The organism is Pantoea sp. CFCC18177 (assembly GCF_059412425.1).
On record NZ_JBNBPL010000002.1, the window covers coordinates 236,020 to 259,746 of the forward strand.

A 23,727-nucleotide genomic window follows, 5' to 3' on the forward strand; every position below is an offset into this window, starting at 1 on the left:
ATCATCCTTTTCGACCGAATTCTGCTCAATCGGATTCGTCGGACTATTGCGGACAGTGCGGGTGATGTCCGCCAATTGAGGAGCTAAAGAGAGGTAGCGGCGCAATGCATTGCGCATTTGTCATCAGCACAACGTTAAAAACCGCGTGATGAATCGCACCGCTTCGGTAAACAACATAATTATGTTGGGATCACAAATCGGTCAAATACACACAAACGGTCACATCCGGTCATGTTAAGGTGTTTTACCGCGATTATAGTTGTTGGCTACCGATCCCTTCATTTAGCGCTAATACGCGTATTTATGTGAATCAGATATCATTAAATATGAAATAAACAGATCTGATTTACATAAAAACCTGACTCATATCACTCAAACACCGCCAGGCAATTTGGGCTCTGCGGACTCGCGCGTAGTCCACATTTTCCGGCTGCGGTATCCAGTAATTTATCACCATCGGAGGGCAGTTATGTTGCCGATTGAAAGACAGCAGCGAATTATTGACGAACTTAATTTAAATGGTCGGGTTATTGTCGCTGAATTAGTCACGTTATGTCAGGTTTCGCAGGAAACCATTCGTCGTGATTTAACTCAGCTGGAGAGACGTGGGCTGTTGCAACGTAGCCACGGCGGTGCAGTACCAGCAAAACGACAAGCCGCTAACATTCAGGGGAATACGAGAGGTGTTAACGAGTATGAATTATCTTTCCGCCAGAGAATGAATGAACATGTAGATGCAAAAATGGCGATAGCCAAACGTGCACTCGATTTCATCAGCCCCGGCGATTGTATATTACTCGACAGTAGCACCACTTGCTGGTATTTAGCGCGACAGCTACCGGATATTGAATTAACGGTGTTAACCAACTCTATCAGAATCGTGCAGACCCTTGCCGCACGCGGCAGTATCCGTACCATCTGCTTAGGGGGAGAGTACTCTGACCGTTATGAAGATTTCCACGGCGTAGTCGCTGAGCAGCCTTTACGGGAATTCCAGATCAATAAGATCTTTTTTTCCTGTAGCAGTTTAGGCAATGACGGTTATTTACGTGAAGGTAACGAAAACAACGCACATTTAAAACAGCAAATGCTATTAGCAGCAGAAAGAAAACATCTGTTGCTGGACGCCAGTAAATTTCTGCGACCCTCATTCGCGCGTATTTGTCATTATCGCGATGTGGACTTTCTCATCACTGACCAAATAAAAGACAAAGAGCTGGAACAAGAATTAGCCTGGAACGGCGTCAATATTATTGATTGCTCACAGCGCACCAATTCAATGCAGCTAATAAAAAATTAATTCGGAGTCTTTATGAAAAAACATCTTATCGCCTGTTCTCTACTTGCCCTGTTTGCCGCCACTGGCGCGCACGCGGCCGATAAATTGCGCATGGGCATCGTGGTGAAAATTGGCGGTATTCCCTGGTTTAATGCCATGGAAGCGGGCATCAAAAGTGAAGCGGCGAAACGCGGCATTGATGCATGGATGGTGGGCCCAACGGCTGCGGACCCGGCGTTACAGGTGCGAGCTATTGAGGATTTGATCGCGCAGAAAGTCGACATCATCGGCGTGGTGCCAAATGACCCGAAAGTGCTGGAGCCGGTGCTGAAACGCGCACGTGAAGCCGGAATTCAGGTCATTACCCACGAATCACCCGATCAGAAAGGGGCCAACTGGGACTTCGAACTGGTGGATGCGCCAACCCACGGCATCAACCATATGAAAGCTCTGGCGAAATGCATGCATGAGGAAGGCAAATACGCCATGTACGTCGGCAGCCTGACCGTGCCATTGCATCAACAGTGGACCGATGCCGCACTGAATTACCAGAAAGAGCACTATCCAAAAATGCAGATGGTGACCGACAAATTCGGCGTGGGTGAATCGCTGGATGACTCGATTCGTACCACCAATGAGCTGATGTCCAAGTACCCGGATCTGAAAGGCATCATGGCGTTTGGTTCACAAGGCCCGATTGGTGCCGGTCGCGCGGTGATGAACCGCAACAAAATCGATCAGGTGTGCGTGATTGGTGCCTTCAGCCCAGGTCAGGGTGCATCGCTGGTGCAGCGTGGTGCGATTAAAGGTGGCTACATCTGGAACCCAGAAACCGCCGGTGAAGTGTTTATCCGTATCGCCGACATGATGCAGAAGAAAGAGCCAATCACCGATGGCATGACCATCGAGGGGCTAGGCAAAGTGAAAGTTGACGAGGCGACACACACCATCCTCGGTAACAACACCGAAAGCCTGGACAAAGAAAACCTGCCAAAACTGGTGAAAATGGGGCTGTAATGATGAAAGAGGTGATCCCACAGACGCTGATTGCGCTCGACAACCTGTCGAAAACATTTGGTGGCAACCGCGCACTGAGCGATATCTCGCTAAGCCTGTTGGCTGGCGAAGTGCACTGTCTCGCTGGCACCAACGGCTGTGGCAAGAGCACCTTAATCAAAGTCATTTCCGGGGTACACGCCCCGGACAGTGGCAGCCGCATCACACTGGGTGAGGGTCCCAGCTTCCCGCGTCTGACCACCCGTCAGGCGCGTGACTTCGGCATCCAGGTGATTTACCAGGACCTGTCACTGTTCCCCAATCTCAGCGTGGCCGAGAACATCGCCTTTGAGCACAACCTCAATGGCCTGCTCGGCTGGCATCGCAAAGCGAAGCTGCGCGAGACCGCTGCGCGCATTATTGAAGAACTCAAGTTTGACCTCGATCTGGATGAGAAAGTCTCGGCGCTGTCGATTGCGGCCCGCCAGCAGGTGGCGATATGCCGGGCACTGGTCGCCGATGCGCGTCTGGTGATCATGGATGAGCCAACGGCTTCTCTCACCCGTACCGAAGTGAATCAGTTGCTGCGCACCGTGCGTTATCTGAAAGATAAAAACATCTGCGTGGTGTTTGTTAGTCACCGTCTGGATGAAGTATTAGAAATTTCCGACCGCGTGACGGTGATCCGCGACGGGCGCAAAATGGGCTGTTGGCCAGCCAAAGAGATGACGCCACACCATCTCACCGAACTGATGACCGGTCTGAAACTCGACTATCAGCTGAAAGCGCCAACCCGCAATGCCGACCGTGCCATTCTTGAAGTGGATAATCTGACCCGTGCCGGACAGTATCACGACGTCAATTTCAAACTCTATCAAGGCGAAGTTCTGGGCCTGTGTGGCCTGCTTGGCTCTGGCCGCACCGAACTGGCTCTCTCACTGTTTGGCATGACCAAACCGGACAGCGGCAAAATCTGGCTCGATAGCAAGCCGGTGCGCTTCCGTGGTCATGAAGATGCCATCAAAGCGGGCATCGGGTATGTCTCCGAAGACCGCTTAACGCTGGGCTTGGTCCAGCAGCAGTCGGTGGCCGACAACATGGTGCTGCCGATCCTCGATAAGCTGCAAAACCGTTTCCACATCATCGACGAATACCGCAAAAACAAGCTGATCCTGCAATGGATTCAGCAGCTCGGCGTGCGCGTGGCCGATCCCAATCTGGCGATCTCCACCCTGTCTGGCGGTAACCAGCAAAAGATCGTGCTGGCGAAATGGGTGCTCACGCAGCCGCGCATCCTGATCCTTGATTCCCCGACCGTGGGCGTCGACGTCGGTGCCAAAGCCAGCATTTATCAACTGATCCACGAGCTGGCGAAAGAAGGTCTGTCGATCATTCTGATTTCCGATGAAGTGCCTGAGGTTTGGTACAACTGCGACCGCATTCTGCACTTCCGTGATGGCACCATTCATGCCGAATACCAACCCGATACCGTTGAGCAACAACAGCTGGCGGAGGTGATTAATGCCTGATTTATCTCGTTTACGCCCGCACTCCAGTCAAGGCTGGCTGGCGTGGGTTCTGCTGGCTTTTATCCTGTTCTTCTCTGTAGCCAGCGATCAATTCCTGACGGTGCAGAACCTGCTGGATCTGGCCGAAAGCTACGCCGTCACCGGCATCTTTGCCCTCGGGCTGTTTTTGGTGCTGGTCACCGGCGGCATCGATATCTCGTTCGCGGCGGTGGCGTCGGTAGTGCAATACCTCATCGCCACGCTGTTTGTGCAGTTTCAGTTTGATAACGCCCTGCTGAGCATTCTGCTGGCGATTGTGTGCGGCACACTGTTCGGGGTGATCAACGCCCTGCTGATTACCTCACTGCGCGTGGTGTCGATCATCATCACCATCAGTATGCAGTCGCTGCTGTTTGGTTTGTTGATGTGGGTTACCGGCGGAAAAAGCCTCTACTCACTGCCGGACTGGTGGATCACGCTGCGCAGCGTGCTGCCTTTTACCTGGCAGGGCAACAGTTTCCAGATTGGATTGCCGCTGGTCACCATGCTGGTGATTGCCGGACTGACCGCGCTGCTGTTGAACAAAACCAACCTCGGCCGTCAGCTGTATGCGGTGGGTGGCGATGCTGAATCTGCCCGTCGCATCGGCATCCGCGTCGGTCTGATTCACGTCTTCGCCTACGGCTGGCTTGGTGCGATGGCCGCAATTGGCGGGCTGGTGCAGGTGTATCGCATGGGTGAAGTGGTGCCGAATGCGTTAGTTGGCGGCGAGTTAGATGTTCTGGCAGCCACGGTGCTTGGCGGTGCCAGCCTGATGGGCGGCAAAGGCACAGTGAGCGGCACGCTGATGGGTGTGTTCCTGATCGCCATCCTGAAGAACGGCCTCAACCTGATTGGCGTCTCGAACTACTTCATGAACATCGTCGTCGGCGGCGTGATCATGGTGGCGATTGCCGTGACGCACTACAAAAAACGTAAAGAAACTGACGTCAGTTTCGTCTGACCGAAAGGGCATGCATATGAAATCACTCTCCTCTCTGCGTCCGGACGGCACCAATATCGGCCTGATGTTACTGATTGCGCTGGCGCTGGCGATCTTCACCATCATGTTGCCGGGTCGTTTTATGACGGACTCCACCTTTATGAGTATGGCGTTCCAGTTGCCAGAACTCGGTTTGCTCACGCTGGCGATGTTTATTGCCATCCTCAGCGGCGGTTTGAACCTGGCGATCATCGCCACCGCTAACCTGACGGCGCTGTTTATTGCCTGGACGCTGATGAGCGCCCTGCCCGCTGATGCAGGCACCGGTCAGCAACTGCTGTGGCTGTTTATCGCCATCATCGGCGCGATGGTGATTGCTGCCTTCATCGGCGTGATCACCGGCGTGATGGTGACGCGGATTGGTGCCCACCCGATTCTGGTGACGCTGGCGACCATGATGACACTTAACGGCATCGGTATCTGGCTGACCAAAGGCGCAGCCGTTAGCGGCATGCCTTCGATTGTGCAGGCGCTCGGCTCCAACACCTTGCTGGGTATGCCGCTGCCGCTGTGGGTGTTCCTGATTGCCGCTGCGCTGCTGGCGCTGTTCTTAGGCAAAACTCGTGCCGGTAAATGCATCTATATGGGCGGCAGCAATATCAACGCCACCTGGTTCAGCGGCATCAACACCCACCGCATGGTGATTCTGGTGTACGTGATCTCCAGCCTGCTGTGTGTGCTGGCCGGATTGATCATGATGGCGCGCTTTAACTCGGCCCGCATGGGTTACGGCGATGCTTACCTGCTGCTGACGGTACTGGCGATTATTCTCGGCGGCACCGACCCGAACGGCGGTTTTGGCCGCGTCACCGGTGTGGTGCTGGCGCTGATTGCGCTGCAAGTGCTCTCCACTGGATTCAACCTGATGAACATCAGCCAGCATGTCAGCCTGGCGATGTGGGGTGCCGTGCTGATTGTGGTGCTGGCCTTCAAACAATTTAAAGCTCGTTTTAATGAACATCGCGCCGTAAAGCTCAGCAAGTTAGCCGCGGCCCTTAACCCTTTGACCGAAAAGAAGGAAGTATGATGCGTATTCAAGTCTCCCCGTCGTTGATGTGTATGAATCTGATGGAGATCAAGCACCAGTTAGAAGTGCTGGACTCCCGCGCGGACTTCCTTCACATCGACATCATGGACGGTCATTACGTTAAGAACATCACGCTGTCACCGTTCTTTATTGAACAGATTCGTCCACACACCAAAGTGGCGCTGGATGTTCATCTGATGGTGGAACACCCGACTGATTTCATCGAAGTGATTGCCAAAGCCGGCGCAGACTACATCTGCCCGCACGCCGAAACCATCAACCGTGATGCGTTCCGCGTGATTAACCTGATTCGCAGTTTCGGCAAGAAAGTGGGTGTGGTGCTGAACCCGGCGACCCCGGTGTCGTTTATCCACCACTACATTCACCTGCTGGATAAGATCACCGTGATGACCGTTGATCCTGGCTATGCAGGCCAGCCGTTCATCCCGGAGATGGTGGCGAAAGTGCAGGAGCTGAAAGCTCTGAAGCAGCAGCACGGCCACCAATATCTGATCGAGATCGACGGCTCCTGTAACACCCGCACTTATAACACCCTGGTGGGTGCGGGCGCGGAAGTGCTGATTGTCGGCACCTCTGGTCTGTTCAATATTCACAACGATCTGGCCACCGCCTGGGACATGATGCGCGACAGCATTGATGAAGCGCAGGGCCTGAGCAAGGTGTCCGCATGAAAAAACGCTGGCTCGGTATCGACATTGGCGGCACCGGCACACGTCTGCAACTGATGGAAGAGGGACGCGAATGGTCCAGCTTCCGCAAAGTGCCGACGGCCAGCTGGGCGCAGCAACCCGATGCCCTGTCGGCACTCGGGCAGTTAATCGGCGAGACATTAGAGCAACAACCAGTGAGCGGCGTGATGCTGGGCTTGCCGGGCATTCTCAGCCGCGACCGTCAGCAGGTGATCTCGTTGCCCTTTATTCAGGCGCTGGATCACCAGCCAGTTGCCGCCATCCTCACTGAACGTCTTGGCGTGCCAGTGGCAATGGATAAGGACGTCAACCATCTGATGATGTGGGATTTGATGCAGCTGGAGCAATTACCGGATATCGCCGTCGGCCTTTATCCCGGTACCGGTATGGGCAACAGCCTGTGGATCAACGGCCAGTTTTACCATGGTCAGCACGGCGGCGCGGGTGAACTGGGACACGTACCGATCGCCGGTAACGATCTCCCCTGCCCGTGCGGCAACCGGGGTTGTGCAGAGACGTTGACGTCAGGCCACTGGCTGAGCCAATGGGCGAAGGCCAACGTGTCACAAACCGATATGTCCGCGCTGTTTACCCAGCACGGCGATCATCCAGAGCTGCAAGCGTTCGTTTACCGTCTGGCGCAGCTGATTGCCACCGAGATGAACATTCTCGATCCGGAATACCTGATCTTGGGCGGCGGGGTGGTGGCGATGGCGGACTTCCCGTTGGCGCAATTGCGCAGCCAGGTTCAACAGCATCTGCGCCCGCCTGCCACGCGTGACAATTTGAAGATTGTGTTCAGTCAATCCACCGATCACACGGGCTGTCGCGGCGCCTGTCTGGCCGCAGAACGTCTGTTCAGGAGTGCATGATGAAAGGAAAAGTGTGTGTGTTTGGCTCATTCAACCTCGACGTTGTCGCGGTGATGAACCGTTTCCCGATGCCGGGTGAATCCTTGACGGCTCACCAGAGTATGATGGGACCCGGCGGTAAAGGCGCAAACCAAGCCACTGCTGCCCTGCGCGCCGGGGCGCGCGTGCACTACATCGGCAAAGTGGGGAACGATGATTTCGGCACCTTTGCGCGTCGTCACTTAGAAAAAACCGGCTTTGATGCCATTACGCTGTTTACCTGCAAAGAGAAACCGACCGGTAACGCCCTGATTTACGTGGCGGGTGATGATGCCGAGAACATGATTTCGGTTTATCCCGGCGCTAACACCACGGTGAGTGCCGCTGAAGTATCACGCTGCCAGCCCACCGTTGCCGCCGCTGATATTCTGCTGGTGCAGTTGGAGAACAACCTCAGCGCCATCCAGCGCATGATCGATAATGCGCGGGCAGGTGGCACCTTTGTGATTTTAAACCCTGCGCCATGGCAAAAAGTGAGTGACTCATTGCTGGCGAAAGTGGATTTGCTGACGCCAAACAGCACCGAAGCGATGCAAATCACCGGAGTGAAAGTCACCGATTTCGCCAGCGCGCAGCAAGCCGCTGAGGTGCTGCATCGCAAAGGCGCGCGTCAGGTGATTATTACCTTGGGTATGGCCGGCGCACTGCTTTCCAACGCAGAGCAAGCGCCGCTGCGCATTCCGCTGTTCCCGGCACAGCCGCTGGATACCACCGGCGCGGGCGATGCGTTCAACGGCGCACTGGCGGCACGGCTGGCGTCCGGTGATGAGCTACCGCAGGCGGCGCTGTTTGCTTCTGCCTATGCTTCACTGTGTGTGGAGCGTTCAGGAGCGGCGAATTCAATGCCTTCTTACGCCGAAGCGTTGGCGCGTATGCAGGCACATCCGGAGTGTGTGCCAGAACCGTTAGCCGTTTGCGTGTAACGGTGCGCATAAATGCGCACACTACAGCGTCCGTAGGGTCGGCATTTATGCCGACCTGGTTAATCACCGCACCCGGGTATTGACGGCATTTATACTGATCAGGTCAATCACCGCACCCTTTACGCTTTCAACCAACCCGCAATTTGCGCATGCTGCAACAGCATGATTGCTTTTCCGTCCTGGATACGGCCCTCTTTCACCATCGCCAGCGCCTGCGGGAACGGTAATTCCAGTACGGTAATCTCCTCATCCTCGACGCCACCGCCTTCATGGGTGCGCATCGCATCGCTGTACTCGGCCGCAAAGAAGTGGACAATCTCCGTCACGCCACCTGGCGACATATAGGCTTCGAACAGCTTTTCCACTTTACCAATTTCATAACCCGTCTCTTCAATCGCCTCCTTACGGATGCAATCTTCTGGCGTGTCATCGTCAAGCAGCCCGGCGCAGCTTTCAATCAGTTCGCCCGTGGGATTGCCATTGACGTAGGTGGCAATGCGGAACTGACGAATTAGTAGCACGGTGTTTTTATCGCGGTTGTAGAGCAGGATGGTGGCGCCGTTGCCACGGTCATAGACTTCGCGCTTATGACGCACCACTTCGCCGTTGCTGCGCGTCAGTTCGTAGGTGAAGTTGCGCAGGATAAAGTAATTATCTGACAGCAACTTGTCTTTGATGATGTTGATCTTTAACGACATGGCCGCTCCACTGCTTATCTGAGGGAGCCAGAGATAATAGGCGCAAGCGGTGGGGAAAACTATCTGAATTTGTGCGGATGATGTGCAATAGATTGCGCCGCTACAACATGGTGCAGAGACCGGTAGCGGCGCGACTTTCAGCGCGATGTGAAAATTAAAATCCGTTCGGCTGCTCTTTCATATCCGGCAAATGGTGCGCGATACCCTTGTGACAATCGATACAGGTTTGCCCATCCTGCACCGCTTTGCTGTGCATTTTGGCCGCCACGGTTTTCTGTGCGGTGAAATCCATGTAATCGAAATTGTGACAGTTGCGACACTCCTGCGAATTGTTGTTCTTCATCCTGCGCCATTCGTTCTGCGCAAGTTCGATGCGCGTCTCTTCAAACTTTTGTGGCGTATCGATCAGGCCAAAAATCTTCGCGTAGACCTCTTTGCTGGCCTGCAATTTGCGCAGCATTTTCGGGCCCCACTCGTGTGGCACATGGCAATCCGGGCAGGTGGCACGCACGCCGCTGCGGTTGTTGTAATGCACCGTCTGCATATATTCCTGATACACGTTATTGCGCATTTCATGGCAGCCAATACAGAACTGCTCGCGGTTAGTCATCTCCATCGCGGTGTTAAATCCACCCCAGAAAATGATGCCGCCGGCAAAGCCCAAAATCAGCAGTGTGCCCAGCGCCAGACGGCTGGGGCGTCGCCACCAGCGCCAGATGCGCAGTAATCTCTCTTTCATGTTCAACCTCATTGCCCAAAACCACTGGCCGGTTTAAAGGTATTTTCCACCACCGGTTTGGCATCGGTTTGCGGCACGTGGCACTGCAAACAGAAGTAACGCCGTGGCGATACGGTGCTACTCACCAGGCCGTCGCGATCGGTAAAGTGCGTAGGACTGACGCGCGGCGCGCCAGTGGTGAGATAGCTTTGCGTGCCGTGGCACTGCAGGCAGCGGTTGACGTTTTTCGTCACCTGATAGCCGTCTACGCTATGCGGGATCACCGGCGGCTGATTCACGTAGTTAAGCGGCTTGCGACTCTGCTCTTTGGGCTGATGAATAGTGCCCTGCTGCGTGGCGGTCACTTCCGGTGACTGATTGAGATTGACACCTTTTTCGGCCCAGACTGCGCCGCCCACCAGCAAGGCGGCTAAAGTGATGAGTGTGTGAAAGAGTTTCATTGCATCCTGCCTTAAATTTTAACCAGCTTGACGGCGCACTTCTTATAATCGGTCTGCTTCGACAGCGGATCGGTGGCATCTAACGTGACGTTATTGGCCAGCACGCCCGCATCGAAGAACGGCATAAATACCAGCCCTTGTGGCGGCTGATTGCGTCCGCGCGTTTCAACAGTGGCCACGGTTTCGCCTCGTCGTGACACCACGCGCACCTTTTCACCGCGGCGGAAACCACGTCCTTTGGCATCAAGAGGATGGATATAGAGCAGCGCCTGCGGCACGGCACGATGCAACTCGGGGACGCGGCGCGTCATGGTGCCGGTGTGCCAGTGTTCCAGCACACGACCAGTGCAGAACCACATGTCGTACTCCGCATCCGGCGCTTCGGCAGGTAGTTCATAAGGCAGTGCGAAGATCGTGGCTTTGCCATCGGGCTTGCCGTAGAAACGCACCCCTTCACCGGCTTTGACGTAGCTGTCGAAACCTTCGCGGTAGCGCCAGCGCGTCTCTTTGCCGTCGACCACCGGCCAACGCAATCCGCGCGCCTCGTGGTACATATCGAACGGCGCCAGATCGTGACCGTGACCACGTCCAAAACTGGCGTACTCTTCAAACAGCCCTTTCTGGATGTAAAAGCCAAATTCTCGCGCTTCATCGTTCAGTTGGTCGTCAGCCACTTCACTGAGCGGGAACTGGTTCACCTGACCGTTGGCATAGAGCACATCGAACAGCGTTTTGTCGCGTAGTTCAGGGTTCTGGGCGATCAGCGCTTCGGGCCACACCTCAGTGACGCGGAAGCGCTTAGCAAAGTTCACCATCTGCCACAGGTCTGATTTCGCCTCACCCGGCGCTTTCACCTGCTGATGCCAGAACTGAGTACGGCGCTCGGCATTGCCGTAAGCCCCCTCTTTTTCCACCCACATCGCCGTTGGCAGAATCAAGTCTGCGCATAACGCACTCACGGTGGGATAAGGATCGGAGACCACGACAAAATTGCGCGCATCACGCCAGCCCGGCATACGCTCCTGGGTCAGGTTGGGACCGGCCTGCATGTTGTTGTTACACATCACCCAGTATGCATTCAGCTTGCCATCCTTGAGGGCACGATCTTGCGCCACAGCGTGCAAACCAATTTTGGCGGGAATCGTGCCTTGCGGCAGCTTCCACAGTTTTTCAGCCGTTGCTCGATGTTTATCATTATTCACCACCATATCGGCTGGCAGGCGGTGCGAAAACGTACCAACTTCCCGCGCCGTGCCGCAGGCAGAGGGTTGCCCGGTAAGCGAAAATGGTCCGGTGCCGGGGCGCGAAATTTTGCCGGTCAGCAAGTGGATGTTGTAGCAGAGGTTGTTTGCCCACACACCGCGGGTGTGCTGGTTGAAGCCCATGGTCCAGTAAGAGACCACGTTGATATTGGGATCGGCATAGAGCTCAGCCAGCGCAATCAGCTGATCGTGTTCCACGCCGCTCATTTCGCTGGCTTTTTCTACTGTGTACTCGGAAACGAACTTCGCGTACTCATCAAAGCTAATCGGCGTCGACTCACCACTGTCGGGATTTTTTGCCGCTGCCTGACGCGGATCGCTGGGACGCAGACCATAGCCGATATCCGTCATGCCCTTGCGCAGGGTCACGTGGTTTTGCAGGAAGGTTTTATCGACCTTGTTGTTCTGAATGATGTAGTTGGCGATGAAGTTGAGGATTGCCAGGTCGCTTTGTGGCGTGAACACCATGCCGTTATCCGCCAGCTCAAAGCTGCGATGACGATAAGTCGAGAGCACCGCCACTTTAACGTTATCGTTGCTGAGACGGCGGGCGGTCAGGCGTGACCAGAGAATCGGGTGCATCTCGGCCATGTTAGAGCCCCACAGCACAAACGCATCCGCCACTTCGATATCATCGTAGCAGCCCATGGGTTCATCCATGCCGAAGGTGCGCATAAAGCCCACCACCGCCGAAGCCATGCAGTGACGCGCATTAGGATCGAGGTTGTTAGTGCGGAACCCGGCTTTCATCAGCTTTGACGCCGCATAGCCTTCCCACACCGTCCACTGGCCGGAACCGAACATACCGACCGACTCCGGTCCATTGGCTTTCAGCGCGGCTTTAAACTTTTGCTCCATCACGTCGAACGCCTGGTCCCAGCTTACCGGCGTGAACTCGCCTTCCTTGTCATATTTACCGTCGGTCATACGCAGCAGCGGCTGTGTCAGACGATCTTTTCCGTACATGATCTTCGGCAGGAAGTAGCCTTTAATGCAGTTCAAACCTCGGTTCACTTCCGCCTGGGGATCACCCTGCGAGGCAACGACACGGCCATCCTGCGTCCCCACCAGCACACCACAGCCGGTGCCACAGAAACGGCAAGGGGCTTTCTCCCAACGAATCGGCGCGGCTAAGGCGGTAACGGCTTTCGTCACGCTGGGAATAGTGAGTCCGGCCGCCATGGCCGCTGCGGCGGCGGCATTAGCTTTCATAAATTCACGACGACTGAGTTTCATGCTTCTTCCTTGTGACGATGTTCCGCTTCGTCCTGCTGGTGATAAACCAGTGACACGGCCAGTACCTGGGGAATATTTCGGGTGGATTCAATATGGCTAAGCAAGGTGCGGCTATCGGCGGCACCCAGCGTGACCGCTAAGGTGCCACGGGCGTTGTCTTCGGCAGCAATTTCGCTGTCCGGGAGAGCCAGCAAAGCCTGTTTGACGGCTGCAATAGCGTGGGGTTGCGCCTGGATGACCAAACCACAGACATGCCAGCTGTTTTCATGAGAAATAGCGTGCTCAGGGGACGATAGCGCCATGCGCTCACCTCAATGAGTCCATGAGAGATGGCGCGTAAAATAACCTGACGCATGTTAGGGCTATATCACCCGAAAGGTGTAAATACCGGAGTGGGATCAAGGGAAGGCGTGATGGAATAAAAACGGGGGCCAAATGGCCCCCGGAGATGAGAATGACTGCGATTAACGCGAGCGGTCTTCCGCCAACGTCGGTGCCGCATTATCCTGATCGTCATGGTGATGGTCATGCTCTTTCATGGCTTCAGCATGCACGCGTTTGCGTACGCCAAACCAACCCAGCACCAGAATCACCGCAATCAGTGGGATTGAAGCGATGGTGTAAGTACCGTTCGGGTAGTCAAACGCCATTAACACCAGCACGCTCACCAGGAACAACAGCGTTAACCATGAGGTCACCGGTGCCCACGGCAGCTTAAAGCTGACATCTTCCGCTTTGCCCTCTTTAATCGCTTTGCGCAGACGCATCTGGCACACCACGATGAAGCCCCAAGAGGAGATGATACCCAGCGATGCCACGTTCAGTACGATTTCAAACACCTGCGAAGGCACATAGTAGTTGAGCACCACACCGATCACATAGACCGCGATAGTGACCAGAATGCCGGCAAACGGCACCTGCTGTTTGCTCATCTTCGACATGAACTGCGGTGCAGAACCGCCCATCGACATAGAACGAAGAATACGGCCGGTGGAGTAGAGGCCCGAGTTGAGGCTCGACAGTGCAGCACTCAGCACCACGATATTCATCACGCTACCGATGTAAGGCACGCCCAGCTTCGAGAAGAAGGTGACAAACGGACTCTGGCCCGCCTGATAAGCATTCCACGGTAGCAACAGCACCAGCAGCACCACTGAACCCACGTAGAACAGGCCGATACGCCAGATCACGCTGTTGATGGCTTTTGGCAGCATGGTTTTCGGGTCTTTACACTCTCCCGCCGCTGTACCGACTAACTCGATAGACGCGAAGGCAAACACCACCCCTTGCACCAAGACCAGCGCTGGCAGCAAGCCGTGTGGGAAGAAGCCGCCGTTATCGGTTATCAGGTGGAAGCCGGTGGTGTTGCCATCCAGCGGTTTACCGCTGCCAAGGAACACCACACCGACGATCAGGAACACCACGATCGCCAACACTTTCACCAGGGCAAACCAGAACTCCATTTCGGCGAACCACTTCACGCCGATCATGTTCATGGTACCGACAATCGCTAACGCACCGAGGGCAAACACCCATTGCGGTACATCACCAAACGCGCCCCAATAATGCATATAGAGCGCGACGGCCGTGATATCCACGATACCGGTCATCGCCCAGTTAACGAAGTACATCCAGCCTGCCACGTATGACGCTTTTTCCCCAAGGAATTCACGTGCATATGAGACAAAGCTGCCGCTTGAAGGACGGTGTAATACCAGTTCGCCCAACGCACGCAGAATGAAGAAGGAGAAGATACCGCACACCAGATAAACCAGTGCCAAAGCAGGACCGGCCATCTGCAAGCGAGCGCCTGCACCAAGGAACAAGCCGGTACCGATAGCACCGCCGATGGCGATCATTTGTACCTGACGGTTACCCATTGCTTTGTGGTAACCGGTGTCGTGGGAATTGAGCCAGCGTCTTTTCGCAGCGCGTTGTTCGGCTGCGGTTTTTTTAGTTGATTTCATAGCTTTCCTGTTTGTCCTGACCATCAATCACCGCGCAACCAAACGTTTGCGTATGGCGGTGCGAAATGGGGTAAAACCCCCTACCGGTGCGGCGGAACGGTGTCGCGCGGCAAGGCGGGAAATTACGGCGATGAATCCTACCCGTTCTGCATGAACGAAGCAAAAAATACCGTTTGCCTGCACGAGTTGATTTGTAAGAATTGGTCGTGGTGCACAAAAAAACCGGCCAGGGGGATGGCCGGTAAAGGGGTGGCTACAGGGAGGTATTGCGAGGGGGACTAACGGTAAATCTCTGCGGTGCCGCTCCACAGGCTGGAATCGCCCGGTGTTTGTACGCCAATCACGCGGTAATGGCTGGCACCCGACTCTTCGGCTTTTTGCGATAGCTGGCGCGTTGCATCATCGAACGAACCTTTGACGCCGCTAATCGAAACGGTGCCCGCGCTTTGCAGGTTTTGCGCCTGTTCAGCACTGAGAGGTTGCGCAGCAAACGCGGTAAAACTTGCGGTGGCAAGCAGTGCAGCAGTCAGAATGGCAAGGGGTGTCTTCATGATTTGCTCCTGTTGTCGTCCGTTAATAAAAGTGATTACGCAGCAAATTATCAGCGATGAAATGAAAATCAGGATTAGCGGGTCGTAAAGGCGTTCAATAATTCGCCAGTTAAGTGCGTACAATCCAGGGAAAGGTAAAGAGAAGTGGATTTCTCTGTTAAAAGTAACCTGATGTGACGATATCAGACTCGCAGCAGGGCAACGGCTGCCTTATAATCCCACTCTCTTAAAAGGGTTATTGTCGTGATTGTAAAACGTCCTGTTACCCGCACCATGGCGCGGGCACTCAGCGCTATTGTGCTGCTGTCATTCCTGACCACCGGGCTGGCGCTGGTCACACTCTCCAGCAGCCTGCGTGATGCCGAAGCGGTGAATGTCGCCGGTTCATTGCGCATGCAGATTTATCGCCTCGCATGGGATAGCTCGCGTGATCCGCAGCAGTTAGCCCAGCATATGATGATCTATCGGCAGAGCCTGCATTCCCCTGCCTTGCAGCATCTGGAACGCTCTTGGGTGCCAGCGGAGGTCAAGAATCGCTATCGCTACCTGCGTGACAGTTGGCCGATGTTGCAACAGACGCTGCGCCCCGAGCGTGCTCAGGTTTATCAGCAGCAGGTCGCCAGCTACGTGAGTGAGATCGACCGTTTTGTGTTGGCCGTGCAACATTATGCTGAGCTGAAAATGCATCTGGTGGCGGGCTGCAGTCTGTTTGGTTTTCTTGCCATTGTGGCGCTGGCGCTCTGGACCATCCGCTTTATTCGCCGCAACGTGGTGCGCCCGCTCGATTCTCTGGTCACCGCCAGCCAGTATGTTGAACAGGCCAATTTCAGCTTTCCCCCGCTACCGATTTCCCAACCCAGCGAACTCGGTGTGCTGGCCCAGGCATTTACTACCATGGCTGAACGGCTGCATTCTCACTATCGCCTGCTGGAACTGGCGGTAAGGAATAAAACGGAAGATCTGACCCAAGCCAACCGAACGTTGCGGCTGCTGTATGAGAGTTCACAGGTGCTCACCAGCAGCCCGCTCAACCCCGAATTGTTCCAGGGCTTGCTGCGTCTGGTGCAGCGGCGGGAAGCCCTCACCGTATTGAAAATCCACCACGATGGGATAGATTTTCAGGCGGGCGTGGCGGAAGACGATCTGGAATGGCAGCGCCTGCCGTTGCAGCAGGAAGACCAGTTGATCGGCGAGCTAAGCTGGCAAACGCGCCGCGCGCCTCCTGTGGATGAATTAATGCAGAGTCTGGCAAACATGCTGGCGCGCTCTTTATGGATCTGGCAAACGCAAAAACAGGTCCAGCAGATGCTATTAATAGAAGAGCGATCGACCATCGCGCGCGAACTGCATGATTCTCTGGCGCAGTCGCTTTCGTTCCTGCGCATCCAACTGACACTCTTGCGCCGCCATGTGGATGATACACAGCCGCAAGCCCAGTCGATCATTGCTGACTTTGACCGTGCGCTGTCCGAAGCCTATCAGCAACTGCGCGAGCTACTGACCACCTTCCGACTGACCATTGAGCAGGCGGACCTGGTGCAGGCCATGCAAGCGATGATCGCCCCGCTTCAGGAACAGTCCTCCGCTGTTATCGAATTTGATTATCAACCGGGCCTGCAAACCCTGGATGCCCAGCAGCAAGTGCACGTGTTGCAGATTGCGCGCGAGGCGCTGCTGAATGCCATTCGCCATGCACAGGCGCAGCATATCCAGATTCACTATCAGCGTGATGCAGCAGCCGATCATCTACTGACCATCGATGATGATGGCTGCGGCATTCGCAGCCTGGAAGAACCCCCAGGCCACTATGGTCTGACGATTATGACCGAGCGCGCAGCACGACTTTCCGGCACGCTGAGGATTACGCCGCAAGCGCAAGGCACGCGCGTCACCCTGCGTTTTCCGCCGCACCCCACCCATCGGCTGGCTTAGCGCGATACTTTGAATACAATACGGACTTTGACTGGAGAACTTATGGCACCCCCTTCCCTGACAATCATGATCGTGGACGATCATCCGCTGATGCGTCGCGGCATTCGCCAGCTACTGGCACTGGAACCGCGCCTGGAAGTGGTGGCCGAAGCGAATAATGGCACCGAAGCGCTGGCTGAAGCGCGCCGCCAGTCACCGGATGTCATTCTGCTCGATCTGAATATGAAAGGCATGTCTGGCCTGGATACACTCAAAGCGCTGCGCCATGAGGGGATTGCGGCGCGTATTTTGGTGCTGACCGTCTCTGATGCACGGAATGATATTTATGCCATGGTCGATGCCGGGGCAGACGGCTATTTGCTCAAGGACAGCGAACCGGAACTGCTGCTGGCGCAAATCATGCGTGGCGCCCAGGGTGAGAATGTGTTTAGTGACGTAGTGGCAGAATATCTGGCCACACGTCAGCACAGCGCCGATCCGTTTAAACAGCTCACCGAACGAGAAATGGATGTGCTGCAAGAAGTGGCACGCGGCTTATCCAATAAGGAGATTGCCGCCACCTTGCATATTTCGGAAGAAACAGTAAAAGTGCACATCCGCAATCTGCTGCGCAAACTGGATGTGCGATCGCGCGTGGCTGCCACCGTGCTGTGGCTGGAGCGTCGCAATGTGTAGCAGCGCACAGAAATCCAGCACGACATTTACACTTTCTCCATAATTTATCCACGATTCTCTAATTTGCGCCGCGTACAGTAAGCAGCAGCAGGAGTTTTTGGGGATAGCACCTTGCACTCCGCCGGCGTGAAGCCATTCGAGCTTCACGCTTTACATAATAAAAGTAAAAATACGCAGCTGAGGAGTGTCGGTTCCATGTCGAATTTTTTTATCGACCGCCCCATTTTTGCCTGGGTTCTGGCTATTTTGTTATGCCTGTGCGGCACATTAGCGATCATATCACTGCCCATTGAGCAGTATCCCGACCTTGCCCCTCCTAACGTGCGTATCACGGCGAACTACCCCGGTGCGTCAGCAGAAACGCTGGAGAACACCGTCACCCAGGTTATCGAGCAGAACATGACCGGCATCGATAACATGATGTATATGTCCTCAAACAGCAGTAATACCGGTCAGGCGCAAATCACTCTCACCTTTACCGCTGGCACCAATCCGGATGAAGCCCGTCAGCAAGTTCAGAACCAATTACAGACCGCCCTGCGTAAACTGCCTGCCGCCGTACAATCGCAAGGTGTCACGGTGAATAAAACCGGTGACAGCAATATCCTGATGATTGCGTTTGTCTCTACCGACGGAAGTATGGACAAACAGGATATTGCAGATTATGTCGCCAGTAACATTCAGGATCCGCTCAGCCGCATTGATGGTGTCGGCCAGGTTGACGCCTACGGTTCGCAATATGCGATGCGTATCTGGCTCGATCCCAACAAACTGATTGCCTATGCACTCACCACCGATGATGTGGTCACTGCTATTGAGTCACAAAACACCCAAGTGGCCGTTGGCCAGGTCGGTGGTTTACCGTCAGTGGATAAGCAGGCACTGAACGCCACGGTAAATGCGCAGTCGATGTTGCAGACACCTGAGCAGTTCCGCGCCATCACGCTGAAAACCAACCCGGACGGATCGGTGGTGACGCTCGGCGATGTGGCGGATATCGCCATGGGTGCCGAAAAATACGACTTCCTCAGTCGCTACAATGGTCAACCGGCATCCGGTCTGGGCATCAAGCTGGCGTCTGGTGCCAACGAGATGAACACCGATAAGCTGGTGCGTGCGCGTGTGGAAGAGCTGTCGCACTACTTCCCGCATGGGCTGGAAGCGAAAGTGGCGTTCGAAACCACGCCGTTTGTTAAAGCCTCGATCAAAGACGTGGTGAAGACCCTGCTGGAAGCGATTCTGCTGGTGTTCCTCGTGATGTATCTGTTCCTGCAAAACTTCCGCGCCACGCTGATCCCCACCATTGCTGTGCCGGTGGTGCTGCTCGGCACCTTTGCCGTGCTCTACGCCTGCGGTTTCAGTATTAACACCCTCACCATGTTCGCGATGGTGCTCGCCATCGGGCTATTGGTGGATGACGCCATCGTGGTGGTGGAGAACGTCGAGCGCATCATGAGCGAGGAAGGCCTATCCCCGCGCGCCGCGACGCGGAAATCGATGGGGCAAATCCAGGGCGCGCTGGTGGGGATTGCGCTGGTGCTGTCGGCAGTATTTGTGCCGATGGCCTTCTTCGGCGGCACGGTGGGCGCGATCTACCGCCAGTTCTCCATCACCATCGTTTCGGCGATGGTGCTGTCGGTGTTGGTAGCGATGATCCTGACGCCAGCGCTCTGCTCAACGCTGCTCAAACCGCTACCACAGGGCGAACATCACGGTCGCCGTGGCTTCTTTGGCTGGTTCAACCGCAACTTCAACGCCAGTGCTGAGCGCTATGAGCGGGGTGTCGCACGCATTCTGATGAAGGGGGGGCGCTGGCTGGTGCTCTATCTCGGCATCATCGGCGTGATGGCTTTTCTGTTTATTCGCCTGCCGACATCGTTCCTGCCGCTGGAAGACCGTGGTGTGTTCCTGACGCAAGTGCAGTTACCTGCGGGGGCCACCTTACAGCAGACCTCCAACGTGGTGGCGAAAGTCGAAAACTACTACATGACCGCCGAGAAAGATAACGTGCTGTCGGTGTTCTCGACCATTGGTGCCGGTCCTGGCGGTAACGGTCAGAACGTGGCGCGCCTGTTTGTTCGCCTGAAAGATTGGGAAGAGCGCCCAGGCAGCGATCGTACTTCGTTCGCCATTATCGATCGCGCCACCAAAGCCTTCCACAAGATCAAAGAAGGACGGGTAATCGCCAGCAGTCCACCGGCGATTACCGGCATGGGCAGTTCGTCAGGTTTCGATATGGAGCTGCAGGATCACGCCGGCATTGGTCATACCCAATTGATGGCGATGCGCGACAAATTACTGGAACTGGCAGACAGCAACCCTTCGCTGTCACGCGTGCGCCATAACGGCCTGGATGACAGCCCACAGTTGCAGATCGATGTCGATCAGCGCAAAGCGCAGGCGCTTGGCGTATCACTCGACACTATCAACGATACGCTGACCACCGCCTGGGGATCGACCTACGTCAATGACTTCCTCGATCGTGGCCGCGTGAAGAAGGTCTATGTACAGGCCGCAGCGGAATTCCGCATGCTGCCAGAGGACGTCAATAAATGGTACGTGCGTAACAGCAGCGGCACCATGGTGCCCTTCTCTGCCTTTGCCACCAGCCGTTGGGAGACCGGTTCACCGCGCCTGGAGCGTTACAATGGTTACTCTTCACTGGAAATCGTCGGTGAAGCGGCGAACGGTGTGAGTAGCGGAACGGCGATGGATGTGATGGAGAAGTTGGTGGGTCAATTGCCGCTTGGCGTGGGCTTCCAATGGACCGGTGCCTCTTATCAGGAACGTCTCTCTGGTTCTCAGGCCCCGGCGCTGTATGCGATTTCGCTGCTGGTGGTGTTCCTGTGTCTGGCCGCACTGTATGAGAGCTGGTCTATTCCGTTCTCGGTGATGCTGGTGGTGCCACTGGGTGTGGTCGGTGCGTTGGTTGCCACCTGGATGCGTGGTCTGGAAAATGATGTTTACTTCCAGGTCGGCTTGTTAACAGTGATTGGCTTGTCGGCAAAAAACGCCATTTTGATTGTGGAGTTTGCCAATGAAATTAACAGCAAAGGGCGTGAGCTGCTTGAATCGACGTTAGAAGCTTCTCGCCAGCGTCTGCGCCCGATTTTGATGACGTCCCTGGCGTTTATCTTCGGCGTACTGCCGATGGCCATCAGCAGTGGCGCAGGCTCCGGCAGCCAGCACGCGGTCGGTACCGGCGTGATGGGCGGGATGATCTCCGCCACGGTGCTGGCAATCTTCTTTGTGCCACTGTTCTTTGTACTGGTGCGACGTCGCTTCCCGCTGAAAGAGAAGCCGCACGATTAAGGCATAAATGAAAACGGGGCAGCGAATCATCGCTGCCCCGTTTAGTTTGGCCAGAATTACAGCAAGTTGGGAGTGCCCTGCTTTTCTCTTCGCGTATTACTTGTTGCGTAACATCGCTTCGATGAATTCTTTCCAGTTCCCCATTTCGGTGTCAATCATACTACCCTCTCTTATTGTGAGGGCAATTCTACGCCGCTTTATGCAGCAGGTGAATACGTTTACACCTTTTACTGCTGTAGATTTCACCGATAACTGCCGTCATTTTGCACAAATTGCTGGCTGACGCACATTTCAGCAACCCCCTCATCTTTAACAAGAAAGCCCGCTTGGACGGAATTGCCATGACCTGAGGTTATTCTGATCTGGCTTACGATTCGCGCTTCGATTATCACCCAGGAAACTGTAACCGCTTTCGGCGTACAGATGTGCGCTAATTCCTCCATAGCTGACGAATAGCGCTCAGCCTGAGGCGTAACTCCCTTTAAACAACGCTTAAGTCAGTTTTAGGCACTTAAGACACAAGATATTGGATTTAGATTTCACTGAAATACGAAGGTTGGCCCCAGAAAGTGGTGATTTCCAGGTCAAATAGTCAAAAAATTGATGACGCGATCGTAAGTCGTACAAACGGAAAGGTTACGCGGGAAATAGCCTCAAATGCCGATTTCCTGCTATCTCGGAGCTACGCGGTATTGTTACAATCCTGCTCAGGCTTGCCCCAAGTTTTAGCGGCACTACAAGAATCACTGACGTACCGGAGAGTACCGACAAATGACGTTTACCATGTATGGCATTAAAAATTGCGACACCATTAAAAAAGCCCGACGCTTTCTGGAGCAACAGGGCGTAGCGTTCCGCTTTCATGACTATCGCGCGGATGGCTTAGAGGCCAGTCAACTGCAGGCATTTATCGATAAACTGGGCTATGAAGCCTTGCTGAACACGCGTGGCACCACCTGGCGCAAGCTGCCGGAGGCCGAGCGTGAAGCGGTCAATAATGCCGCCAGTGCCGCCGCGCTGATGCTGGCACAGCCGTCAATCATTAAACGTCCATTGCTCTGTGCACCAGACGGCTCTATGCTGCTCGGCTTCAATGAAGAGAATTATCAGACCTTTATCCAGGAGAAGTCATAACATGTTCTGTCCGGTAATAGAGCTGGCTCAGCAGCTGATTCGTCGTCCATCCCTTAGCCCGGATGATGCCGGTTGTCAGGCGCTGCTGATTGCACGTCTCGAAGCGATTGGCTTTACGGTCGAACAGATGCATATCGGCGATACGCTGAACTTCTGGGCAACGCGCGGTCAGGGTGAAACGCTGGCGTTTGCCGGCCATACCGATGTCGTGCCACCGGGCGATGCCAATCGCTGGATGAGCCCGCCTTTCGAACCGTCCATTCGTGACGGCATGCTGTTTGGCCGAGGCGCGGCAGATATGAAAGGTTCGCTGGCAGCCATGGTGGTGGCGGCCGAGCGTTTTGTTGCTGCCAATCCACAGCATAAAGGACGCCTGGCATTTCTGATCACCTCTGACGAAGAGGCCAGCGCCGTCAATGGTACGGTGAAGGTAGTAGAACGCCTGATGGCACGCAACGAACGCATGGATTACTGCCTGGTGGGCGAACCTTCCAGTACTGAAATTGTGGGTGACGTGGTGAAAAATGGCCGTCGTGGTTCGATGACCGCTAACCTGACGATTCACGGCGTTCAGGGCCACGTGGCTTATCCGCATCTGGCGGATAACCCAGTGCATCGTGCCATGCCAGCGTTGAATGAACTGGTCGCCACCGAGTGGGATCAGGGTAACGAATTCTTCCCACCGACCAGCATGCAGATCGCCAACGTGCAGGCCGGCACCGGCAGCAACAACGTCATTCCAGGCGAATTTTTCGTGCAGTTCAACTTCCGTTTCAGCACCCAGCTCACCGATCAGATGATCAAAGATCGCGTTGCTGAATTGCTCGATCGCCACCAACTGCGTTACACGCTGGAGTGGAATGTTTCCGGTCAGCCGTTCCTGACCTCACGCGGAAAACTGGTCGATGCCGTGGTAAACGCTGTCGCACACTATAATGAAATCAAGCCACAGTTGCTGACCACCGGCGGCACCTCAGACGGTCGCTTTATCGCGCGTATGGGTGCGCAGGTGGTGGAACTGGGCCCGGTGAATGCCACCATTCATAAGATCAATGAGTGCGTGAAAGCGTCAGATTTGCAGATGCTCAGCCGTATGTATCAGCGCATCATGGAACAGCTGATCGCTTAAGCACGCTAAAGGAGCAAGGGGATGGAATTCTTAAAAGAGTACTGGTGGATCTTAGTGATCCTGCTGATGGTCGGTATCTTAATGAACGTTTATAAAGACCTAAAACGTATCGACCATAAAAAATTCATGGAAAATAAACCGGATCTGCCACCACATCGCGACTTTAACGATAAATGGGACGATGACGACGACTGGCCTAAAAAGAAATAAAGACGGTTCAAGCTTCAGGTAACGTAGCGGCGCGATTTTCGCGCCG

General features: G+C 54.9%; 22 protein-coding genes. 14 read left to right on the forward strand and 8 right to left on the reverse strand.

The window, feature by feature from the left end:
• Nucleotides 1–469 precede the first annotated feature (469 nt).
• Genes ACPUC8_RS03220 through ACPUC8_RS03255 form a run of 8 tightly spaced genes read left to right on the forward strand, consistent with a single transcriptional unit; the run spans nucleotide 470 to nucleotide 8,396 of the window.
• Nucleotides 470–1,300 (forward strand): DeoR/GlpR family DNA-binding transcription regulator, encoded by an 831-nt coding sequence (locus tag ACPUC8_RS03220; protein WP_494925569.1) that lies wholly within the window; start codon nucleotides 470–472, stop codon nucleotides 1,298–1,300.
• A gap of 12 nt (nucleotides 1,301–1,312) precedes the next feature.
• A complete protein-coding gene (locus ACPUC8_RS03225) occupies nucleotides 1,313–2,296 on the forward strand; it encodes a substrate-binding domain-containing protein (protein ID WP_039329719.1) in 984 nt (327 codons plus the stop codon).
• Between the two features lie 2 nt (nucleotides 2,297–2,298).
• The gene (locus ACPUC8_RS03230; RefSeq protein ID WP_039329964.1) at nucleotides 2,299–3,804 is read left to right on the forward strand and encodes a sugar ABC transporter ATP-binding protein; all 1,506 of its coding nucleotides are present in this window, start codon (nucleotides 2,299–2,301) and stop codon (nucleotides 3,802–3,804) included.
• The gene (locus ACPUC8_RS03235) at nucleotides 3,797–4,786 is read left to right on the forward strand and encodes an ABC transporter permease (protein ID WP_039329721.1); all 990 of its coding nucleotides are present in this window, start codon (nucleotides 3,797–3,799) and stop codon (nucleotides 4,784–4,786) included. The genes ACPUC8_RS03230 and ACPUC8_RS03235 overlap by 8 nt, the downstream gene beginning before the upstream one ends.
• Nucleotides 4,787–4,802: 16 nt before the next feature.
• A complete protein-coding gene (locus ACPUC8_RS03240) occupies nucleotides 4,803–5,852 on the forward strand; it encodes an ABC transporter permease (RefSeq protein WP_039329723.1) in 1,050 nt (349 codons plus the stop codon).
• Nucleotides 5,852–6,544, forward strand: a complete 693-nt coding sequence (gene alsE / locus ACPUC8_RS03245) for a D-allulose 6-phosphate 3-epimerase (RefSeq protein WP_494925615.1) — start codon at nucleotides 5,852–5,854, stop codon at nucleotides 6,542–6,544. Before ACPUC8_RS03240 ends, alsE begins: the two co-directional genes overlap by 1 nt.
• Nucleotides 6,541–7,434, forward strand: a complete 894-nt coding sequence (gene alsK, locus ACPUC8_RS03250; RefSeq protein WP_494925570.1) for an allose kinase — start codon at nucleotides 6,541–6,543, stop codon at nucleotides 7,432–7,434. Before alsE ends, alsK begins: the two co-directional genes overlap by 4 nt.
• Nucleotides 7,434–8,396, forward strand: coding sequence for a ribokinase (locus ACPUC8_RS03255; protein WP_039329729.1), 963 nt, complete (start codon nucleotides 7,434–7,436; stop codon nucleotides 8,394–8,396). Before alsK ends, ACPUC8_RS03255 begins: the two co-directional genes overlap by 1 nt.
• Before the next feature lie 119 nt (nucleotides 8,397–8,515).
• Here ACPUC8_RS03255 and nudK read toward each other — a convergent pair whose 3' ends face one another.
• The 7 genes from nudK to ACPUC8_RS03290 all read right to left on the reverse strand — a co-directional run bounded on the left by nudK (nucleotide 8,516) and on the right by ACPUC8_RS03290 (nucleotide 15,289).
• Nucleotides 8,516–9,094 (reverse strand): GDP-mannose pyrophosphatase NudK, encoded by a 579-nt coding sequence (gene nudK / locus ACPUC8_RS03260; protein ID WP_039329732.1) that lies wholly within the window; start codon nucleotides 9,092–9,094, stop codon nucleotides 8,516–8,518.
• A 154-nt stretch (nucleotides 9,095–9,248) separates the two neighbouring features.
• Nucleotides 9,249–9,833 carry a cytochrome c-type protein NapC gene (gene napC, locus ACPUC8_RS03265; RefSeq protein WP_039329734.1) on the reverse strand — a complete coding sequence of 195 codons (585 nt, stop codon included), beginning with the start codon at nucleotides 9,831–9,833 and terminating at the stop codon, nucleotides 9,249–9,251.
• 8 nt (nucleotides 9,834–9,841) lie between these two features.
• A complete protein-coding gene (gene napB, locus ACPUC8_RS03270; RefSeq protein WP_039329736.1) occupies nucleotides 9,842–10,273 on the reverse strand; it encodes a nitrate reductase cytochrome c-type subunit in 432 nt (143 codons plus the stop codon).
• A gap of 11 nt (nucleotides 10,274–10,284) precedes the next feature.
• Entirely contained in the window at nucleotides 10,285–12,771 is a 2,487-nt protein-coding gene (napA, locus tag ACPUC8_RS03275) for a nitrate reductase catalytic subunit NapA (RefSeq protein ID WP_494925571.1), read from the reverse strand.
• Entirely contained in the window at nucleotides 12,768–13,073 is a 306-nt protein-coding gene (locus ACPUC8_RS03280; RefSeq protein WP_197063312.1) for a chaperone NapD, read from the reverse strand. Before ACPUC8_RS03280 ends, napA begins: the two co-directional genes overlap by 4 nt.
• Before the next feature lie 162 nt (nucleotides 13,074–13,235).
• Nucleotides 13,236–14,738 (reverse strand): L-asparagine permease, encoded by a 1,503-nt coding sequence (gene ansP / locus ACPUC8_RS03285; protein WP_494925572.1) that lies wholly within the window; start codon nucleotides 14,736–14,738, stop codon nucleotides 13,236–13,238.
• 278 nt (nucleotides 14,739–15,016) lie between these two features.
• On the reverse strand, nucleotides 15,017–15,289 hold the full coding sequence (locus tag ACPUC8_RS03290; RefSeq protein ID WP_039329741.1) for a YdgH/BhsA/McbA-like domain containing protein: 273 nt from the start codon (nucleotides 15,287–15,289) through the stop codon (nucleotides 15,017–15,019).
• A 243-nt stretch (nucleotides 15,290–15,532) separates the two neighbouring features.
• Between ACPUC8_RS03290 and narQ the strand changes: the two genes are divergently transcribed.
• From narQ to acrD, 3 genes are all read left to right on the forward strand, one after another.
• The gene (gene narQ, locus ACPUC8_RS03295; RefSeq protein WP_494925573.1) at nucleotides 15,533–17,221 is read left to right on the forward strand and encodes a nitrate/nitrite two-component system sensor histidine kinase NarQ; all 1,689 of its coding nucleotides are present in this window, start codon (nucleotides 15,533–15,535) and stop codon (nucleotides 17,219–17,221) included.
• Between the two features lie 42 nt (nucleotides 17,222–17,263).
• Entirely contained in the window at nucleotides 17,264–17,896 is a 633-nt protein-coding gene (locus ACPUC8_RS03300) for a response regulator (protein WP_058973812.1), read from the forward strand.
• Between the two features lie 195 nt (nucleotides 17,897–18,091).
• On the forward strand, nucleotides 18,092–21,208 hold the full coding sequence (gene acrD, locus ACPUC8_RS03305) for a multidrug efflux RND transporter permease AcrD (protein ID WP_494925574.1): 3,117 nt from the start codon (nucleotides 18,092–18,094) through the stop codon (nucleotides 21,206–21,208).
• Between the two features lie 96 nt (nucleotides 21,209–21,304).
• On the opposite strand, the gene ypfM is transcribed toward acrD, so the two are convergent.
• Nucleotides 21,305–21,367: a protein YpfM gene (ypfM, locus tag ACPUC8_RS03310; protein WP_139015967.1), complete on the reverse strand. Its 63-nt coding sequence runs from the start codon at nucleotides 21,365–21,367 to the stop codon at nucleotides 21,305–21,307.
• Nucleotides 21,368–21,979: 612 nt separating this feature from the next.
• Here ypfM and ACPUC8_RS03315 point away from each other — a divergent pair.
• Genes ACPUC8_RS03315 through ACPUC8_RS03325 form a run of 3 tightly spaced genes read left to right on the forward strand, consistent with a single transcriptional unit; the run spans nucleotide 21,980 to nucleotide 23,681 of the window.
• Nucleotides 21,980–22,342 (forward strand): ArsC family reductase, encoded by a 363-nt coding sequence (locus tag ACPUC8_RS03315; RefSeq protein ID WP_039329752.1) that lies wholly within the window; start codon nucleotides 21,980–21,982, stop codon nucleotides 22,340–22,342.
• A 1-nt stretch (nucleotide 22,343) separates the two neighbouring features.
• Complete coding sequence (gene dapE, locus ACPUC8_RS03320; RefSeq protein ID WP_039329754.1) at nucleotides 22,344–23,471, forward strand: succinyl-diaminopimelate desuccinylase; 1,128 nt, start codon at nucleotides 22,344–22,346, stop codon at nucleotides 23,469–23,471.
• 21 nt (nucleotides 23,472–23,492) lie between these two features.
• Nucleotides 23,493–23,681 carry a YpfN family protein gene (locus ACPUC8_RS03325; protein WP_039329756.1) on the forward strand — a complete coding sequence of 63 codons (189 nt, stop codon included), beginning with the start codon at nucleotides 23,493–23,495 and terminating at the stop codon, nucleotides 23,679–23,681.
• The last annotated feature ends 46 nt before the right edge of the window (nucleotides 23,682–23,727 follow it).

Coding starts and splice junctions, on each gene's coding strand:
- ACPUC8_RS03220 (WP_494925569.1), top strand. CDS start 470: ATGTTGCCGATTGAAAGACAGCAGCGAATTATTGACGAACTTAATTTA.
- ACPUC8_RS03225 (WP_039329719.1), top strand. CDS start 1,313: ATGAAAAAACATCTTATCGCCTGTTCTCTACTTGCCCTGTTTGCCGCC.
- ACPUC8_RS03230 (WP_039329964.1), top strand. CDS start 2,299: ATGAAAGAGGTGATCCCACAGACGCTGATTGCGCTCGACAACCTGTCG.
- ACPUC8_RS03235 (WP_039329721.1), top strand. CDS start 3,797: ATGCCTGATTTATCTCGTTTACGCCCGCACTCCAGTCAAGGCTGGCTG.
- ACPUC8_RS03240 (WP_039329723.1), top strand. CDS start 4,803: ATGAAATCACTCTCCTCTCTGCGTCCGGACGGCACCAATATCGGCCTG.
- alsE (WP_494925615.1), top strand. CDS start 5,852: ATGCGTATTCAAGTCTCCCCGTCGTTGATGTGTATGAATCTGATGGAG.
- alsK (WP_494925570.1), top strand. CDS start 6,541: ATGAAAAAACGCTGGCTCGGTATCGACATTGGCGGCACCGGCACACGT.
- ACPUC8_RS03255 (WP_039329729.1), top strand. CDS start 7,434: ATGAAAGGAAAAGTGTGTGTGTTTGGCTCATTCAACCTCGACGTTGTC.
- nudK (WP_039329732.1), bottom strand. CDS start 9,094: ATGTCGTTAAAGATCAACATCATCAAAGACAAGTTGCTGTCAGATAAT.
- napC (WP_039329734.1), bottom strand. CDS start 9,833: ATGAAAGAGAGATTACTGCGCATCTGGCGCTGGTGGCGACGCCCCAGC.
- napB (WP_039329736.1), bottom strand. CDS start 10,273: ATGAAACTCTTTCACACACTCATCACTTTAGCCGCCTTGCTGGTGGGC.
- napA (WP_494925571.1), bottom strand. CDS start 12,771: ATGAAACTCAGTCGTCGTGAATTTATGAAAGCTAATGCCGCCGCCGCA.
- ACPUC8_RS03280 (WP_197063312.1), bottom strand. CDS start 13,073: ATGGCGCTATCGTCCCCTGAGCACGCTATTTCTCATGAAAACAGCTGG.
- ansP (WP_494925572.1), bottom strand. CDS start 14,738: ATGAAATCAACTAAAAAAACCGCAGCCGAACAACGCGCTGCGAAAAGA.
- ACPUC8_RS03290 (WP_039329741.1), bottom strand. CDS start 15,289: ATGAAGACACCCCTTGCCATTCTGACTGCTGCACTGCTTGCCACCGCA.
- ACPUC8_RS03300 (WP_058973812.1), top strand. CDS start 17,264: ATGGCACCCCCTTCCCTGACAATCATGATCGTGGACGATCATCCGCTG.
- acrD (WP_494925574.1), top strand. CDS start 18,092: ATGTCGAATTTTTTTATCGACCGCCCCATTTTTGCCTGGGTTCTGGCT.
- ACPUC8_RS03315 (WP_039329752.1), top strand. CDS start 21,980: ATGACGTTTACCATGTATGGCATTAAAAATTGCGACACCATTAAAAAA.
- dapE (WP_039329754.1), top strand. CDS start 22,344: ATGTTCTGTCCGGTAATAGAGCTGGCTCAGCAGCTGATTCGTCGTCCA.
- ACPUC8_RS03325 (WP_039329756.1), top strand. CDS start 23,493: ATGGAATTCTTAAAAGAGTACTGGTGGATCTTAGTGATCCTGCTGATG.